The following is a 16,284-nucleotide window of genomic DNA, read 5'->3' as shown; positions in this document are numbered from 1 at the left end:
AAACGGCCCCTTTCGCGCCCGTACAGCAGCGGTCATGATCCGCCCAGGCTCTCGTCCGATTTGTTCTCAAGCGAGGCCGACTTCGACAAGATCAAGACGGTTCGCGCGATTGCCATGCCATGGGAGGGGAGGCGGCGTCCCACCGCGGTGCGAAACCGCCGCCCACCCTCCGTCCAAGATCTTGCTTGACCTATCGAATTTCGATAGATTCCCATCGTAACTCGATGGAAGGATAGGCCATGGGAAAGCTGACAGTGGGGGCGCTGCGCGCCGTGCTCGTGGTGGTGCTCGCCGGCACCGTGTTCATACAGGCATTGATGGTGTGGGCGTTGGCCACCGACCCGGAGCAGGGGTCGCTCCCGCTGACCCCGCTGCGCGTGATCACGATCCTGGGCATGGTGTCGGTCCAGGTCGCCCTGGTCTGTGTATGGCGGCTGGTGACGATGGTGCGACGCGGAACCGTGTTCTCCCACGCCGCCTTCCGGTACGTGGACGGCGTGATCGGCGCGATCGTGGCGGCTGCACTCGTGTGGTTCGCGGTCACGGTCCTCAATGCGCCGGGCCAGCGGGACGACCCGGGCGTCACCGTCATCATGGGCGGGGTTGGCGTGGCCATCCTGGGGGTCGCGCTCATCGTGCTCGTGCTGCGGATGCTGCTCGCCCAGGCCGTCGCGCGGGACGTCGAAGCGGCGCAGATGAAGGCCGAGTTGGACGAGGTGATCTGATGCCGATCGCCGTCGACATCGACGTGATGCTGGCCAGGCGGAAGATGTCCGTGGGCGAGCTCGCCGACCGCGTAGGGATCACGCCCGCCAACCTGGCGGTACTCAAGAACGGTCGCGCCAAGGCGGTGCGCTTCGCGACGCTCGCTGCGCTCTGCGAGGTGCTCGAGTGCCAGCCGGGCGACCTGCTGCGCTGGGAGGCCGAGGACGCCGCGGGCGGATGACGGACAACGGCGGACTGGCGCGGACACTGGGGACCGTGCCGGCAGCTCGGCGGCTTTCCAGCCGCAGGTCAACGTCCCGTGTGGATTGCCCCGGGGGTAAGGGGTCCGGGGAAGGGCGTCCGGGTGGCAAGCTTCGAGCATGATCTATGAGGAGATCACGGCAGCGTCGGCCGGCACCTGGACGCTCGGCGACTTGACGGTCAACCGGGTCGGCTTCGGCGCGATGCGCTTGACGGCCAACGCCGACGGCACGCCGCGCGATCGCGAACAGGCGATCAACGTGCTGCGCCGCGCGATAGACCTGGGCGTCAACCACATCGACACCGCGGCGTTCTACTTCTCGTCACTACGTTCCGCCAACGAACTGATCAATCGGGCGCTAGCCCCGTACCCGGAGAACCTGGTCATCGTCACCAAGGTTGGCCCTGGCCGAGATCCATCCGGTGACTGGCTACCTCTGGCCCGACCGGAACAGTTGCGCGGCCAGGTCGAGGAGAACCTGCGCCAGCTCGGCCGCGACCATCTCGACATCGTCAACCTGCGCCAGCGCGGGCTCGACTCGATCGCCGAGCACTTTGGTGCACTAGCCGACCTGCGGCAAGCCGGCCTCATCCGGCACCTGGGCCTCTCCAACGTCCGGCCGCACCACCTCGCCGAAGCGCAGGCCATCGCGCCGGTGGTCTGCGTGCAGAACCCTTACGGCGTCGATTACCGGCGGGGCGAGCAGGACGACTTCGTACGCGCCTGCGGAGAGCAAGGCGTGGCGTTCGTACCGTTCTTCGCCATCGCCGGGGCCGGGCGAGAGACCGGCCTCAGCGGCACGGACCGGGACGCGATACTCACCATCGCCCGCGCCCACGGGGCAACGGCCGCGCAGGTCCGGATCGCCTGGACGCTGCACCTCGGATCGCACGTGCTGGCCATCCCGGGCACCGGAAATCCCGACCACCTGGTCGCCAACGTAGCGGCCGGCACGTTGCGACTGTCCCCGGATGAACTGGCTCTTCTCGGCTCCGTCCACGAAAGCTCGGAACACGAGACACAGCTGACCAGCGGGGATGGGAATGGACGGGGCGCTGGAGACGTCGCTTGATCTCCTCATAGCCCAGCGAGCGCCGGCCTCGACTACGTACAGCAGGCTTCATGGCCTGCCTGTTCACGACCGGTTCGGACCACCACCGGACCGTTCTGCCTGTACTCCGTAGGTTCAGGACCTTGGTTGCTCGCGTTGTGGTCCGGACCTGGTCCGCGAACCGCCGTCGAACACCAGGACGTGGCCGTACAGAAAGGACTGACCGCGAGGAGGCAGGCCAACGGGTAGACCCAGGTCAGTAGAGGTGCCGGCCAGCCTGAGCGCGGATCGGCCAGGACGGCGGGGTTCTCTTCAAGCCTGCCGTGGATGATTTCCCAGGTTCGAATCGCGCGACGGTAGCCAGTCATCCTCGGGGTAGCCGGCGTCGGGTACCGGACACCAGACCACGCCAGCGCCCTTGCAGGCCAGGCAGTCGAACTCGTTGCGACGTCCAGTGCCACGGCAGTAGCCACAGGTCCGCAGGACCGGAAGTTGATCGGACATGGTGGTCCTCCTTGCGGTCGGCTGCGTGGACAGATCGCCACCCCACAATATCGGCGTCCAAAGCCGTAGTCGCGGATCGGAGAGACAGGTGTACGGCAGCGAGGGACAGCAACCAGCCATGCCGAGCCGGCCCGCACGAGACTCAGACAGGCCCCCTCACCTCGTACGTGACCACTAGGTACCTCACCGCCTCTACTCGGAAGGTTGAGGGTTCAGGTGCTGTATATCTGCTCCACGTCTGGTCCGCGAACCGCCGTCGGACGCCGTACGTGGCCGTACACACGATGACCTCGCCATCGACGCAGAGTGCGAGAATGAACAGGTCGGCGCAAGTAACCGACGGAATGGTGGATGATCCGTCCAGGCTCGCGCTCACGTTGGCCCTACGCGTACCGACGCCGAGGCTTCGCGTCCTCCGGTAATCTGCGCCGATGACCACCGACGAAGCCGCGCGGTTGCCCGAGTCGTTGGTGCTGGCGGACGCGACCGCAACCCCTCGGCGTCGCCCTCGTCACCGCATCACCTTCGAGGGTGGCCTCGACTCTCCCTTTCACCGGTGGTTCCGGCTGACGCCCAGCTACTCGCCCCACCTGGTCGGTCACTGGCTCGACGAGCATCCTCAATTCGACTCGGGCCGATTGCTGGAGCCGTTCTCCGGTGCGGGCACCACCTGCATCGTCGCCACCCGAAGGGGCCTCGACTCCGTCGGCTTCGAGATCAACCCTTTTCTCGCGTTCGTCTCGCGGACCTCGACCAGATGGGACGTCAGCGTCGACGAGCTTCGCGTGGCGCTGGCGGCTGTGCTGTCGTCGACCGCCGACCTGCTGTCGAGCGGACCACTGGACGTCGAGGAGTTCGCTGCCGAGCTCGGCACCGTGATTCCGCCCATCCACAACGTCTACCGGTGGTGGCGTCCGGATGTACTCAGGCAGCTTCTGGCGCTGCGGCAGTCCATCGGGAAGCACGGGGGAGACGTCGCGGATCACCTGAGGCTCGCCCTGGCGGAGATCGTCTACTCGACGGCCAACATCACGCTCGGCCGGTTGCAGCTGTTCTTCGTCGACCGGTCGTCACACGACATCGAGGTGATCAGGCCGTTCAAGGAGGTGGTCGCCCGGATGATCGAGGATCTGGAACGCCACATCCCCTCGCGCGTGGGCCGTGCGCAGATCATCAACTCCGACAGCCGAGGGCTGGAAGAGGTACCGGACGGGTCCATCGGGGCCGTCTTCACCTCTCCGCCCTACCCCAACAGGTACAGCTACGTATGGAACACGCGGCCCCACCTGTACCTCCTGGAATTCATCTCAACTCCGAGGGAGGCCGGCGACCTCGACACCGTCACCATCGCCGGCACCTGGGGCAGAGCTACTTCGGTGCTCCAAAAGGGCGTCGTCGAGCCGACCGAGAACGTCGCCAGGGCGATGGGCCGGGTGTACGAGGATCTGCATGAGCAGAGCCTGCTCATGGGAAATTACGTGACCAAGTTCTTCAACGACATGGACATCCACCTCGCCGCGGTCGGTAGAAAAGTAATGAGCGGGGCGCCTATCGGTTACGTGGTGGGCAATACCGAGACCAAGGGAATCATGGTCGAGACGCACGACATACTCGCCAGCCTGTTCGAGGCGAACGGCTTCGGGCGAATCGAGCAGGATTACCTCCGGGCGCGTAACAGCGGCGCCGGACTCGTGGAAGTGACGGTCAGCGGTGTGGCGGAGTCGTAGGCGGTGGACGATCAAGATCGACGGTGACGCTCGGTAGATGAGCGGTGCGCGGATGGTGCGCATGTCGGTGGCCGGCATCGTGCGGTAGCCCCAGGTGGTGTGGCGGCTCCGGCGCCGGCTCTTCAGCGACACCGAGACACCGAAGTGCCGTGCGGACGATGTTATGGTTGACGAACGAGAGGTGCCTACATGATGGGGTCCGCCTGCACGAGGGGCTGTCCCCATAATTTCTGTCCAAGGGGGTCGAGCCATGGGCCGCGGCCGAGCCAAAGCCAAGCAGACGAGGGTGGCCCGAGAGCTCAAGTATCACTCTCCGACCACCGATCTCGCTGCACTGCAGCGCGAGCTTGCTGGCAACGGCAAGTCGGATGACGAGCTCGATCACGAGGACGGCGACTACTCCGACGAGGAGAGTCAGGACCGCTGGTCCGAGCCTCGGCGCTGATCTTGAAGCGAAGACGCCAGGCGGGAGCCCGCCGGTAGGCGCAGCCACTCCACCCGGGATCGCCGTCCGTGTCCTCGCTCGACCTGTTGCTCGTTGAACCCCGCTGGACGGGGTTACTGATTGTGCTCGTGGCCCGGAGGTCCGGCACGGCAGGCAAGGCGGCAGCCGTGCCTGGGTGTCGCTATGCACCACGGTGGTGAACAGTCGGCGCGACTCCAGGTGTTATTGGCATCTACCCCGGACCGTGGTGGAGCGGCAGCCCGGAAATGGGTTCACCGAGCGCCGATTTCCACAGGTATTTCGCCGCACCGAAAAAGCCGCGTCATCGTGAATTGAAAGCCGCCAGGTCGCTCGTGGCATCGAAGCGGGCAAACGCGGTACCCGTTGACGAACTCGGCCGCGTCGCTTGATCTCACCCACCGAGGAAACGGCCTGCGGCCGGCGTCGCGGCGGCCACGGGACCCCCGGCCCTCCGGTGTACGTCGCGCGCCATGCGGAACCGCCGTGGGCGACTAGGCTGCTGGGGGTGGAGTGGTCCCGCGCCGCCGGCGGGGAAACGGGCTATCGGGAAGCGGGCCATGCGGTGACAGACAGGGTCGACGTCGTCGTCCGCCGGAGCGCGGATCATACGGTCGTAGCGGCGAGTGGCAGCATCTACTTCGATACCCATGAGGCTTTGAAGGAGACGCTGCTGGCGCTCGCCGCGGAGGAGAAGCCGCGCATCGTCCTCGACCTCAGTGGGGTCGACCTGTGCGACTCGAGCGGGCTCAACATGATGGCGCAGACGCATCTGATGGCCACCCGCCACGGTGGGTGGCTGCGACTGGCGGGCGTGCAGCCGATCGTCCGGCAGGTGCTCGACGCCACCCATCTCACCCGCATGATTCCGCTCTACGACACCGCCGAGCAGGCCGACGACGCCGCGGGCTGATCCGGTGATCCGCAGCGGTGGGGCAGCGGGCGGCACGGTCGCATACCGTGCTGGGGTGCGTATCACGACCCGCAACGCCCGGTTCCAGCAGTGGCAGTCCCTGTTGACCAACCGGGCCAAGCGCCAGCGCGCCGGTGAGTTTCTCGTCCAGGGCGTACGCCCGATCAACCTGGCCGTCGAGCACGGCTGGCCGCTCCACGCGCTGCTGCACCGCGATACCGACGACCTGTCGCGGTGGGCGCGGGACATCCTGGACCGGGTCGACGCCCCGCGGTTCGCGGTCGCGCCCGACCTGCTCGGCGAGCTGAGCGACAAGGACGACGCGGACGTCGAGCTGATCGCGGTGGCCGCGATCGCCCCCGACGACCTCAGCCGCATCGAGGTGGGCCCCTCGTTCCTGGGCGTCGTGTTCGACCGGCCCGGCAGCCCGGGCAACATCGGTACGCTGCTGCGCTCGGCCGACGCGTTCGGCGCCGACGGCGTCATCGTCACCGGGCACGCCGCGGACGTGTACGACCCGAAGACGGTACGGGCCAGCACCGGCTCGCTGTTCTCGGTACCCGCGGTGCGGATGCCCTCGCACCGGGAGGTGCTCGACTGGGCCGACGGTCGGTGCGCCGTCGTCGCCGCCGACGAGTCGGCCGAGGTCGACGTGGCCGACCATGACCTGACCCGGCCGACCCTGCTGGTGATCGGCAACGAGACCGTGGGACTGTCGGCGGCGTGGCGGTCGGCCTGCGACCGGATGGTGCGCATCCCGATCGGCGGCTCGGCAAGCTCGCTCAACGCGGCGACCGCGGCGAGCGTGCTGCTGTACGAGGCGGCGCGGCAGCGAACCCCGCCCCGTACCGGGCCGGCGCCCGACACCAGCGGCGCGTGGTGACTACGCCACCGAGAAGCCGCCGTCTACGAAGATCGTCTGGCCGGTCACGTACTCGCACGCCGGGCTGGCCAGAAACACCGCCAGCCCGGCGAAGTCGCTGGTCAGCCCGTTGCGACCGGTCATCGTGCGGGCCGCGGCCGCGGCCGGCCGCGCCGGATCGGCGAAGAACACCTGGTTCATCGGCGTCTCGACGACGCCGGGCGCGATCGCGTTGCAGCACACGCCGTACCGCGACCACGCCTCGGCCTGTGACCGGGTGAGCCCGGTGAGGCCGGCCTTCGAGGCGCCGTACCCGCCGCTGTTGGCGAAGGCGCGCACCGACTGCTGGGAGGCGAGGTTGATGATCCGCCCCCAGCCGCGCTCTGCCATGCCCGGTCCGAACCGCTGACCGAGCAGGAACGGCGCGTCCAGGTTGACGGCGAAGAGCAGGTCCCAGTCGGCGAGGGTGAGCTCGGCCAGCGGTGGGCGCGGGTTGACCCCGGCGGAGTTGACGAGGATGTCGGGCTCACCGAACAGCGCCGCGGCCTCGTCGGCGGCGGCTGCCAGCGCCTCCCGGTCGGCCAGGTCGACCGCCACGTACCCGGCACTGGGGAGCGCCTCGGCGGTCTCGCGCAGCCGGTCCTTGTCGCGGGCCAGCAGCACGACACTGGCCCCGGCGTACGCCAGCGCCTCCGCGATGGCCCGGCCGATACCGGAGTTGCCGCCGGTCACCACGGCCACCCGCCCGTCGAGCGAGAACAGGCCGTCCAGATAGCTCGTCATCGTCGCCCTCCTCACAGGCAGCAGTCTCCAGGATCATGCGGGATTAGTCTGGCCCGATGCGTGCCATCCAGATCTCTCGTTACGGCGGACCCGAGGTGCTCGAGCCGGTCGAGCTGCCGGATCCCGTACCCGGGCCGGACCAGGTCCTGGTCGACGTCGAGGCGGCCGGGGTCAACTACGCCGACACCCACCTCGCCGACGGCTCCTACCTGAGCAGCCCGAAACTGCCCTTCGTGCCCGGCTCCGAGGTGATCGGGCGGACCGCCGACGGCCGCCGGGTGATGGGGCTGTCCACGGGCGGAGGGTACGCGGAGAAGGCGCTCCTGCCCGCCGCGCTCACCGTCGAGGTACCGGAGGCGATCGGCGACGGCGAGGCGCTCGCCCTGCTGGTACAGGGGCTGTCCGCATGGCACCTGCTGCGTACCAGCGCCCGCCTGACGCCCGGCGAGAGCGTCGTGGTCAACGCCGCGGCGGGCGGGGTCGGGTCACTGGCCGTACAGCTCGCGAAGGCCTTCGGTGCCGGCCGCGTCATCGCCACCGCCTCCACGCCCGACAAGCAGCGGCTCGCCCTGGACCTGGGCGCGGACGTCGCGGTCTCCGGCGACGCCGACGGGTACGCCGAGCGGGTCATCGAGGCCAACGGCGGGAAGCGCGTCGACGTGGTCCTCGACGCCGTGAGCGGCCCGGTGTTCGACGCGGCGTTCGAGGCCCTCGGGCAGTTCGGCCGGCTCGTCACGTTCGGCGCCGCGTCCCGTCAGGTCGCCAAGCCGGTCGAGCCCGGCCGCCTGATGATGCGCAACCTGTCGGTCGTCGGGTTCTGGCTCAGCCCCGCGCTGGCCGTACCGGGCATGTTCGCCCCGCCGCTGACCGAGCTTTTCGAGCTGGTGACGGCCGGTCGGGTACGGCCGGTCGTGGGTGGCGAGTACCCGCTGGCCGAGACCCGCCGGGCGCACGAGGACCTGCTCGCCCGCCGGACCACCGGAAAGCTGATCCTGCGGGCTTGACGATCTAGATCCAGCGGCCGCCGAGCCACATCCGGGCGCTCCACTCCGCGTACGTGATGGCCTTCCCGACGTAGATCGGGTAGAAGTACGCGAAGCACAGCGCCACCAGCCCCACGAACACCCCGGCGAAGATCGTGCCGAACAGCCGGCGGTCGGGCAGCGGCTCCCCGGGCCCGGGCGCCGGTCCGATGATCGCGCCGAGCACGTACACCACAGCGAGGATCAGGAACGGCAGCGACGGCAGGGCGTAGAAGTAGAACATGGTGCGGTTCTGGATCTCGTACCAGAACCACGGCAGGATGCCGGCCGCGGCGGCGAGCCCGATCGCCAGGGCTCGCCAGTCGCGGCGGCTGATCCCGAACCAGGCCAGCCCGGCCAGCGCGGGCAGGAACGCCCACCACAGCACCGGCGTACCGAGCAGCAGCACCTCCGCCGAGCAGGACGCGGCGCCGCACCCGCCGTCCTGGCTGTAGGAGAACGCGACCGGCCGGCCCAGCAGCAGCCACTGCCAGGGCCAGGACTGGTACCGGTGGGTGTCGTGCAGCCCGGTGTGGAAGTGCAGCGCCTGCCGGTGGTACTCCCACAGGTTCTGCAGGGCGCCGATCACCGGCAGTTCGCGCTGGTGCAGGTCGTTGGCGAGGTGATGGCGGGCCCAGCCGGTGTCGGTGACGAACCAGCCGGTCCAGGACGCGAGGTAGACGGCCACGGCGATGGCGCCGAACGCCACCATCCACCCCGCTTCGTCGAGGAACGTGTCCCGCCAGGGGTGCCGGCTGCCGGCGGCCCGGCGGGCACCGACCTCCCAGATGACGATCAGGACGATGAACAGCAGGAAGTGCCAGAGCGCGCTCCACTTGACCGAGGCGGCGCAGCCGATCATCACGGCGGCCGCCAGGCGCCACCAGGGCACCCCCAGGCGCGGGCGCCCCTGGGTGGGGTCCAGCCCGCCCTCCAGCGCGGCGAGCCACCTGGCCCGCCGCTGATCGCGGTCCAGGACCAGACAGGCGAACCCGGCCAGGATGAACGTCATCAGGAAGATGTCGAGCAGCGCCGACCGGGACAGTACGAAGTGCATCCCGTCGAGGGCCAGCAGCAGGCCCGCGGCGCAGCCGAGGACCGTGGAGCCGAACAGCCGCCGGGCGACCCGGATCAGAATCAGGACCGAGAGGGTACCGAACACGGCCGCTGCGATCCGCCAGCCGAACTCGTCGCGCCCGAACAGCCACTCGCCGGCGCCGATGATCCACTTTCCGAGCGGCGGATGGACCACGAAGTCGCCGGCGTTGTTCTCGGGCCGCCACTCGACCCCGTGGTCGAACAGCTCCTGGCCCTCGGTGGCGTAGTACGTCTCGTCGAAGATCTTGCCGGGCGGATGGGCGAGGCCGACCAGGCGCAGGACCGCCGCGATCAGTACGACCACGGCCGTGGCCAGCCAGGAGTTCAGGTCGGAGCCGACCCGGGGGAGCAGGCGCCGGCGCACCGACTCCGGCACCCCGGCGACGGCGTCCCTCGGTACGGGTGGCTCCATCGTCAACACCCTGCCGGTCGATCCGTCGTCGGCCCCTGCACGCCAGCTCACCCGGCGATCGTAGGCTGCCTTTGCGACGCATGTGCACCCCGATCACGACAAAGGAGACGCCGAGTGGCTCTCATCCTTCTCGGCGCGCCGCTCGGGAACGTCGGTGACGCCTCCACGCGGCTGCGTGACGTGCTGGCCACCGCAGACATCGTCGCCGCCGAGGACACCCGACGGCTGACCCGGCTGGCCCGGGAGCTCGACGTCACCGTGGCCGGCCGGATCATCTCGTACTTCGAAGGCAACGAGCAGCGACGTACGCCCGAACTGGTCGACGCGCTCACCAGCGGTGCGACGGTCGCCTTGATCACCGACGGCGGCATGCCCAGTGTGTCCGACCCCGGCTTCCGGCTGGTACGCGCGGCGCTCGACGCCGGGGTGCCGGTCACCTCGGCGCCCGGTCCGAGCGCCGTGACCACCGCGCTGGCGCTGTCCGGCCTGCCGTCCGACCGGTTCTGCTTCGAGGGCTTCCCGCCCCGCAAGCCGAGCGAGCGGCGGGCCTACCTGGCCCGGATGGCCGGCGAGCCGCGCACGATGGTCCTCTTCGAGGCTCCGCACCGGGTCGCGGCCACCCTGACCGATCTCGCCGCCGCGTTCGGCCCCGACCGCCCGGCGGCGCTGTGCCGCGAGCTGACGAAGACGTACGAGGAGGTCCGCCGCGCCACGCTCGGCGAGCTCGCGGCGTCGGCCGCCGAGGACCCGCCGCGCGGCGAGATCACGCTCGTCGTCGCGGGGACGCCGGAGCGGCCCGCCGAACGCCTGACCCCGGCGGAGTTGGCCGTCGAGGTGGCCGATCTCGAAGCGACCGGTAGGCCCCGGAAGGCCGCCATCGCCGCGGTCGCGGCCGAGCGCGGGGTACCCAAGCGGGAGGTGTACAACGCCGTCCACGCCCCTCGCGAACAGCCCTGACGTGCAAAGCGCGGGCGACCCACCGGTCAGGTCGGCCGCCGGGCTGTGCCACCGGTTACCAGGCGGCGGCGACCACGCCGAGGGCGAGCAGCAGCGGGCCGCCGACGCTCGCGGAGTACACCGCGAGCCGGGCCCGCCGGGTCTCCAGCCGTCCGGCTCCGGTCGCCCAGGCGATGCCGAGGCCGCACAGCAGTACCAGCGCGATGCCCAGGATCCAGCGCAGGTGCAGCGAGGAGGGCTGGCCGGTGTACGCGATGCGTCCCTGGGACGAGACCATCCGTGCCGGTACCTTCACGCCTGGGCGCTGCTCGTCGTGGGACAGGGCGCTCACCGCGACCCGCTCCCGCGAGAAGCCCGCGGTCTGGAAGGTGCCGACGCAGCGCGCCTGGAGCCCCTGCCCGGCGCACGTGGTGACGGTCGCCGTACCGCGCTGGGCGTGGCCGACCGCCATCCAGAACGGATCCGCGCTGACCCAGCCGAAGAACCCGGCCAGCAGCCCGAACAGCAGTAGCGCGCTGAGGCCGAGCGCCGGTGGACGTGACTTTCTCGTGACCCGCCTCGGCGGCCGCTGGATCGCCTGCTTGACCGTCGTCGGTCGGCCGCCCCGCATCATCCGGATCTGCGACGCCTGCCACTCGGTACCGGGGGTGTCCGCCGCGTCCGCCCGGGGCTTGCGGGGCGACGGCCTTCCGGCGGCGGCCTGGTCCGGCTCCGTTTGGTCGCTCGCCGGTCGCTCCGCGGCCGGTTCGGTCCTGGCCTCGCTGTCCGGCCAGAGGGGGAACCCCGACTCGCCGACCTCCGCAGCGTCCGTGGCCGGTTCGGTGGTCGTCCGGGAAGCCTCCGGCGCCTCCGGGCCGTCCGTGGCCCGCGTGGCCGGCTCCGCGACCGGCTTCCGGGCCCGTGCCTCGGCCGTGGGAGAGGGCTCCTTGTCCGCGCGCAACGGCTCCCCGGCCTTCGAGTCCGGCCGGGAGTACGTGACGGTGGGCTGTGCCGGCCCGGCAGCGTGCCTGCCGGGCCTGGCGGCAGCGGTCGCCGGGATCGGCTGGGTGTCCTCGTCGGCGTCGGACCGGTCCTCCGAGTCGGGATCGTTCTCGCCGAGCCACCACTCGCTGTTGGGGCTGGGTGCGGGCCACGGGCGGCCGCCGGTCGACGCCGCCGACTCCGGTCGAGCCTCCGGCCCGGCGGCGGGCTCCGGTTCGGACAGCGGCCGTGGTGTCGCGTTCGGCGCAGGATCAGTCACAACCTTCATTGCACACTGCCAAGGCGCCAGGTCGATGCAACCGGGGCCGCGTGTCGGCGTGGGAAAGTGCCGGTTCATGCGGTCGGGGCAGGAGTCACTACGCTTGAACGCCATGAGTCACGTTCTGACGGCCGTCGCATGGCCGTACGCCAACGGTCCGCGCCACATCGGCCATGTCTCCGGCTTCGGGGTGCCCTCCGACGTCTTCAGCCGGTACATGCGTATGGCGGGGCACGACGTGCTCATGGTGTCGGGTACGGACGAGCACGGCACCCCGATCCAGGTGCAGGCCGACGCCGAGGGGGTGACCCCCCGGGAACTGGTCGACCGGTACAACCGGGTGATCGTGGAGGACCTCCACGGCCTGGGACTGTCGTACGACCTGTTCACCCGGACCACGACCCGCAACCACTACGCGGTCGTACAGGAGATGTTCGAGACCCTGTACCGCAACGGGTACATCGTTGCGAAGACCACGCTCGGCGCGAGATCGCCGTCCACCGGCCGCACCCTGCCCGACCGGTACATCGAGGGCACGTGCCCGATCTGCGGGTACGACAGCGCGCGCGGTGACCAGTGCGACAACTGCGGCAACCAGCTCGACCCCGAGCAGCTGATCAACCCGCGTTCCAAGATCAATGGCGAGACGCCGGAGTTCGTGGAGACCGAGCACTTCTTCCTCGACCTGCCCGCGCTCGCCGAGGCGCTGAACAAGTGGCTGGACAGCCGGGACGAGTGGCGCCCGAACGTCCTGCGCTTCTCACGGAACCTGATCGAGGACCTCCACCCGCGCGCGATCACCCGAGACCTGGAGTGGGGCGTGCCGGTTCCGCTCGAAGACTGGCGGGACCGCAACGACAAGCGGATCTACGTATGGTTCGACGCGGTGATCGGCTACCTGTCGGCGTCCATCGAGTGGGCCCGCCGCTCCGGGGACCCGGAGGCCTGGCGCAAGTGGTGGCAGGACCCCGATGCGCGCAGCTACTACTTCATGGGTAAGGACAACATCGTCTTCCACTCGGTGATCTGGCCGGCGATCCTGCTCGGGTACGACGGCGAGGGTTCCCGGGACGGCAAGCCCGGCAAGTTCGGCCGGCTCGAGCTGCCGACCGAGGTCGTCTCCAGCGAGTACCTGACGATGGAGGGCCGCAAGTTCTCCTCCTCGCGGCGCGTGGTGATCTACGTACGCGACTTCCTGGAGCGCTACGACGCCGACGCGCTGCGGTACTTCATCGCCGTCGCCGGCCCGGAGTCGAACGACACGGACTTCACCTGGTCGGAGTTCCTGCGCCGCAACAACGACGAGCTGGTCGCCGGCTGGGGCAACCTGGTCAACCGGTCGATCTCGATGGCGGCGAAGAACTTCGGGGCGATACCGACCCCGGGCCCGTTGACCGAGGCCGACGAGGCGCTGCTCGCGACCGTCCGCGCCGGGTTCGAGTCCGTCGGCGCGCTGATCGCCAAGCACCGGCAGAAGGCCGCGATCAGCGAGGCCATGCGCCTGGTGGGCGAGGCCAACAAGTACATGTCGGAGTCGGCGCCCTGGAAGCTCAAGGAAGACAAAGAGCGGATGGGCACGATCCTGTACGTGACGCTGCAGGCCGTCAGCGACCTCAACACGCTGCTGACCCCGTTCCTGCCGCACGCCGCGCAGCGCATCCACGAGCTGCTCGGCGGTACCGGTGTGCACGCGCCGATGCCCGAGATCGTCGAGGTCGGAGATCTCGACGGCGGCCCCGAGTACCCCATCCTGACCGGCGACTACACGGTCGGTACCCGCTGGGAGCCGACCGAACTGCCGGCCGGCCGGCCGCTCGCGCCGCCCACCCCGGTGTTCCGCAAGCTCGACCCCTCGATCGTCGAGGAGGAGCTGGCTCGCCTCGAGTCGTGACGGCCGTTTCGTAGCTCTCGGACAGTTGGCGGACCTATAGGCCCGCCAACTGTCCGAGATCGCGGAGATCAAAGCGGGTACTCGATGTCGATCTCGCGGGCGTCCACGAGCTCGGACGTCGGTGCCCAGGTCTCGAACACGCCCCGCTCGATGCACTGGGCGCCCAGCCGCGCGACCGTCTCCGGGCAGGGCCGGCAGGGCCGTACCCGTACCCAGCCGCCCTCGCTGCGCACGATCGTGCAGAGCGCGTCCCGCCAGCGGGCGTACCCGGTACGCCGGGCGATGGACTCGACCGGGAGGCGGGCGGCGCGGGTCTTCGCCGCGAGCCGGAACTCGCCCGGCGGGTCGGCGATCGCGTCGTAGTGGCCGTCCCGGAAGCGGCCCACGAAGCGGGTCGGCGCCGGCGGCACCGGGAAGTACTCCTGGTCGCCGGGGAACGCGTCGGCCAGCTTCAGCAGCAGGTCACGCCACTGCGGGCCCCACATGCGGGTCCAGCCGCGCTGCTCGGCCAGGTAGGTGTAGAGGGTCACCTCGGTGCCGTCCGGCGTGAAGGCGGCCAGGGACGCGTTGGCGGTCAGCGGCAGGTCGGCCAGGTCGGCGGTGACGAACTCCGGGATGAGGTGGCGGCTGGCGGGGGCGAACCCGCTGCCGATGACCGGCGGCCCCAGCCGGTCCCGCGGCGGGATCGACACCAGGCCGGCGTAGGCGTCGACCAGCGGTACGGAGTAGTCGCACGGGTCGACCGCGCGCCAGCGCAGCACGAACGCCACCTCGTCCGGTTCGCTGCCGTCACCGAGCAGTACGCCCAGCTCGGCGGGGGTGCGCAGGTGGGCGACGTCGTACTCGCGGTAGCAGAAACCGCTCGGCAGCCAGCCGTGCAGGTAGCCGACGAGCTGGCGGGCCGACAGGACCTTGACCATCCGGCTACCGCTCCGGATCGTGGCGCTGCGCCGGATCGCGGCCACGGCCGAGTTCGCGGCGGCCGGCTGCTGACTGAGCCGGTGCAGGCCGGCCCAGTCCAGGGCGCGGCTGACCGGCATGCGTAACGGCCGGTCGAGCGGTTCGGCGAGCTTCTGCTCGCCGGTGGCGACGACGGCCGCCTGCCGGGCGCCGAACCCGGTCGCGGCCAGCACCTCGGTGACGTGGACGAAGCGCCGGTACCGGTGTCGGGCGCCCGGTCGTGGATTGGGCAGGAAACCGGGGCGGGGCTCGTCGGCGAACATCTCGTACGCCGCCCCCCTGGCCACCTCGTCGGCCGGGAACCAGTTGCCTTCATGGAGCACGCGTAGTGGCGCGTGCGTCGACGCAGAGTGTTCATCTGTCCGTCCCGCCACTGTCACGGCATGACCCTAGGTGAGGCCCGTGAACTGCGTGTAAACAGCTCCTTGGCCGAACTGGGCGAAGTCCCTGGACCGAAAGTGCGAATTGGCGGTATGTGATGCTGGCCCGGTGAGCAACCAATCCCCGAGCGAGCGTCGCAAGACCAAGGCGGCCCAGCGGGCCGGCGAGTTCCCGCCGCCGCCCGAGCCGTTGCCCGCGCCCGTGATCGACAGCCACACCCACCTCGACATCACGCTCAACGAGGGCGGCACCGACGGCCCGGACAGCGTCGAGGCGGCGATCGCGATGGCCCGCGCAGTCGGTGTCGACCGCCTGGTGCAGGTCGGGGTGGACGTCGACTCCTCCCGCTGGGGCGTCGAGGTGGCCCGCAAGTACCCGGCGGTCGTCGCGACCGTGGCGCTGCACCCCAACGACGCCCCGCGGGTGCCCGACCTGGACGCCGCGCTGCGGGAGATCGAGGCGCTCGCCGCCGAGGAGCGGGTACGGGGCATCGGGGAGACCGGTCTGGACACCTTCCGTACCGGCGAGGAGGGCCGGGCCGCGCAGGAGGCGAGCTTCCGGGCCCACATCGGCTTCGCCAAGCGGTACGGCAAGGCGCTGGTCATCCACGACCGCGACGCCCACGCCGACGTGCTGCGGGTCCTCGACTCCGAGGGCGCTCCGGACACCGTGGTGCTGCACTGCTTCTCCGGCGACGCGGAGTTCGCGGCCGAGTGCGTGCGGCGGGGGTACGTGCTGAGCTTCGCCGGCACGGTCACGTTCGGCAACGCCGGGGCGCTGCGCGAGGCGGCCGCCGTGACGCCGTCCGACCAGTTGCTGGTGGAGACCGACGCGCCGTTCCTGACGCCCACGCCGTACCGGGGACGGCCGAACGCTTCGTACCTGATCCCGCTGACCGTGCGGGCGCTGGCCGAGGTCAAGGGCGCCGACCTGGACGAGCTGTGCGCGGCGATCTCCGCGACCGGGGACAGGGTCTTCGGCCCCTGGTGACGAGGTGGTGCACCGGAAGAGCCGCACGCCGGTACGGGGCCGGAGATTTCTCCCCGATCATGA

15 protein-coding genes are annotated in these 16,284 nt (G+C 70.1%); 11 read left to right on the top strand and 4 right to left on the bottom strand.

The genetic code is table 11. The features are described 5' to 3' along the window. Nucleotides 1-239: 239 nt before the first annotated feature. The 7 genes from Pme01_RS04320 to Pme01_RS04290 all read left to right on the top strand — a co-directional run bounded on the left by Pme01_RS04320 (nucleotide 240) and on the right by Pme01_RS04290 (nucleotide 6,508). The gene (locus tag Pme01_RS04320) at nucleotides 240-725 is read left to right on the top strand and encodes a DUF2975 domain-containing protein (protein ID WP_168112550.1); all 486 of its coding nucleotides are present in this window, start codon (nucleotides 240-242) and stop codon (nucleotides 723-725) included. Next, nucleotides 725-946, top strand: coding sequence for a helix-turn-helix domain-containing protein (locus Pme01_RS04315; RefSeq protein ID WP_030724363.1), 222 nt, complete (start codon nucleotides 725-727; stop codon nucleotides 944-946). The genes Pme01_RS04320 and Pme01_RS04315 overlap by 1 nt, the downstream gene beginning before the upstream one ends. 139 nt (nucleotides 947-1,085) lie before the next feature. Beyond that, nucleotides 1,086-2,039, top strand: coding sequence for an aldo/keto reductase (locus tag Pme01_RS04310; protein ID WP_168112551.1), 954 nt, complete (start codon nucleotides 1,086-1,088; stop codon nucleotides 2,037-2,039). A gap of 914 nt (nucleotides 2,040-2,953) precedes the next feature. After that, entirely contained in the window at nucleotides 2,954-4,249 is a 1,296-nt protein-coding gene (locus tag Pme01_RS04305; RefSeq protein ID WP_168112552.1) for a site-specific DNA-methyltransferase, read from the top strand. 250 nt (nucleotides 4,250-4,499) lie between these two features. Further along, nucleotides 4,500-4,694: a DUF3073 domain-containing protein gene (locus Pme01_RS04300; RefSeq protein ID WP_168112553.1), complete on the top strand. Its 195-nt coding sequence runs from the start codon at nucleotides 4,500-4,502 to the stop codon at nucleotides 4,692-4,694. Between the two features lie 526 nt (nucleotides 4,695-5,220). Next, nucleotides 5,221-5,625 carry an STAS domain-containing protein gene (locus tag Pme01_RS04295; RefSeq protein ID WP_168112554.1) on the top strand — a complete coding sequence of 135 codons (405 nt, stop codon included), beginning with the start codon at nucleotides 5,221-5,223 and terminating at the stop codon, nucleotides 5,623-5,625. 55 nt (nucleotides 5,626-5,680) lie between these two features. After that, the gene (locus tag Pme01_RS04290) at nucleotides 5,681-6,508 is read left to right on the top strand and encodes a TrmH family RNA methyltransferase (protein ID WP_168112555.1); all 828 of its coding nucleotides are present in this window, start codon (nucleotides 5,681-5,683) and stop codon (nucleotides 6,506-6,508) included. On the opposite strand, the gene Pme01_RS04285 is transcribed toward Pme01_RS04290, so the two are convergent. Next, nucleotides 6,509-7,270 carry an SDR family NAD(P)-dependent oxidoreductase gene (locus tag Pme01_RS04285; protein WP_168112556.1) on the bottom strand — a complete coding sequence of 254 codons (762 nt, stop codon included), beginning with the start codon at nucleotides 7,268-7,270 and terminating at the stop codon, nucleotides 6,509-6,511. It abuts the gene before it with no gap. A gap of 56 nt (nucleotides 7,271-7,326) precedes the next feature. Here Pme01_RS04285 and Pme01_RS04280 point away from each other — a divergent pair, with 56 nt between their 5' ends. Then, nucleotides 7,327-8,274 (top strand): quinone oxidoreductase family protein, encoded by a 948-nt coding sequence (locus Pme01_RS04280; RefSeq protein WP_168112557.1) that lies wholly within the window; start codon nucleotides 7,327-7,329, stop codon nucleotides 8,272-8,274. Nucleotides 8,275-8,278: 4 nt separating this feature from the next. Here the strand turns inward: Pme01_RS04280 and Pme01_RS04275 are convergent, their stop codons facing one another. Continuing rightward, complete coding sequence (locus tag Pme01_RS04275) at nucleotides 8,279-9,802, bottom strand: dolichyl-phosphate-mannose--protein mannosyltransferase (protein WP_168112558.1); 1,524 nt, start codon at nucleotides 9,800-9,802, stop codon at nucleotides 8,279-8,281. A 114-nt stretch (nucleotides 9,803-9,916) separates the two neighbouring features. Here Pme01_RS04275 and rsmI point away from each other — a divergent pair, with 114 nt between their 5' ends. Further along, nucleotides 9,917-10,759: a 16S rRNA (cytidine(1402)-2'-O)-methyltransferase gene (rsmI, locus tag Pme01_RS04270; protein WP_203935425.1), complete on the top strand. Its 843-nt coding sequence runs from the start codon at nucleotides 9,917-9,919 to the stop codon at nucleotides 10,757-10,759. A 55-nt stretch (nucleotides 10,760-10,814) separates the two neighbouring features. Here the strand turns inward: rsmI and Pme01_RS04265 are convergent, their stop codons facing one another. Beyond that, nucleotides 10,815-11,999, bottom strand: a complete 1,185-nt coding sequence (locus tag Pme01_RS04265; RefSeq protein WP_168112559.1) for a hypothetical protein — start codon at nucleotides 11,997-11,999, stop codon at nucleotides 10,815-10,817. Nucleotides 12,000-12,111: 112 nt separating this feature from the next. Between Pme01_RS04265 and metG the strand changes: the two genes are divergently transcribed. Continuing rightward, nucleotides 12,112-13,890, top strand: coding sequence for a methionine--tRNA ligase (gene metG, locus Pme01_RS04260; RefSeq protein ID WP_168112560.1), 1,779 nt, complete (start codon nucleotides 12,112-12,114; stop codon nucleotides 13,888-13,890). Nucleotides 13,891-13,958: 68 nt separating this feature from the next. On the opposite strand, the gene Pme01_RS04255 is transcribed toward metG, so the two are convergent. Continuing rightward, the gene (locus Pme01_RS04255; protein WP_239088014.1) at nucleotides 13,959-15,173 is read right to left on the bottom strand and encodes a hypothetical protein; all 1,215 of its coding nucleotides are present in this window, start codon (nucleotides 15,171-15,173) and stop codon (nucleotides 13,959-13,961) included. Between the two features lie 166 nt (nucleotides 15,174-15,339). On the opposite strand from Pme01_RS04255, the gene Pme01_RS04250 reads away from it, so the two are divergent. Then, entirely contained in the window at nucleotides 15,340-16,221 is an 882-nt protein-coding gene (locus tag Pme01_RS04250) for a TatD family hydrolase (protein WP_168112561.1), read from the top strand. The last annotated feature ends 63 nt before the right edge of the window (nucleotides 16,222-16,284 follow it).

Source organism: Planosporangium mesophilum, from assembly GCF_016863255.1.
In the GTDB taxonomy this organism is placed as follows: Bacteria; Actinomycetota; Actinomycetes; order Mycobacteriales; family Micromonosporaceae; genus Planosporangium; species Planosporangium mesophilum.
Note: the sequence above shows the minus strand (reverse complement) of the source record. Positions and strands in the feature narration are given on the sequence as shown.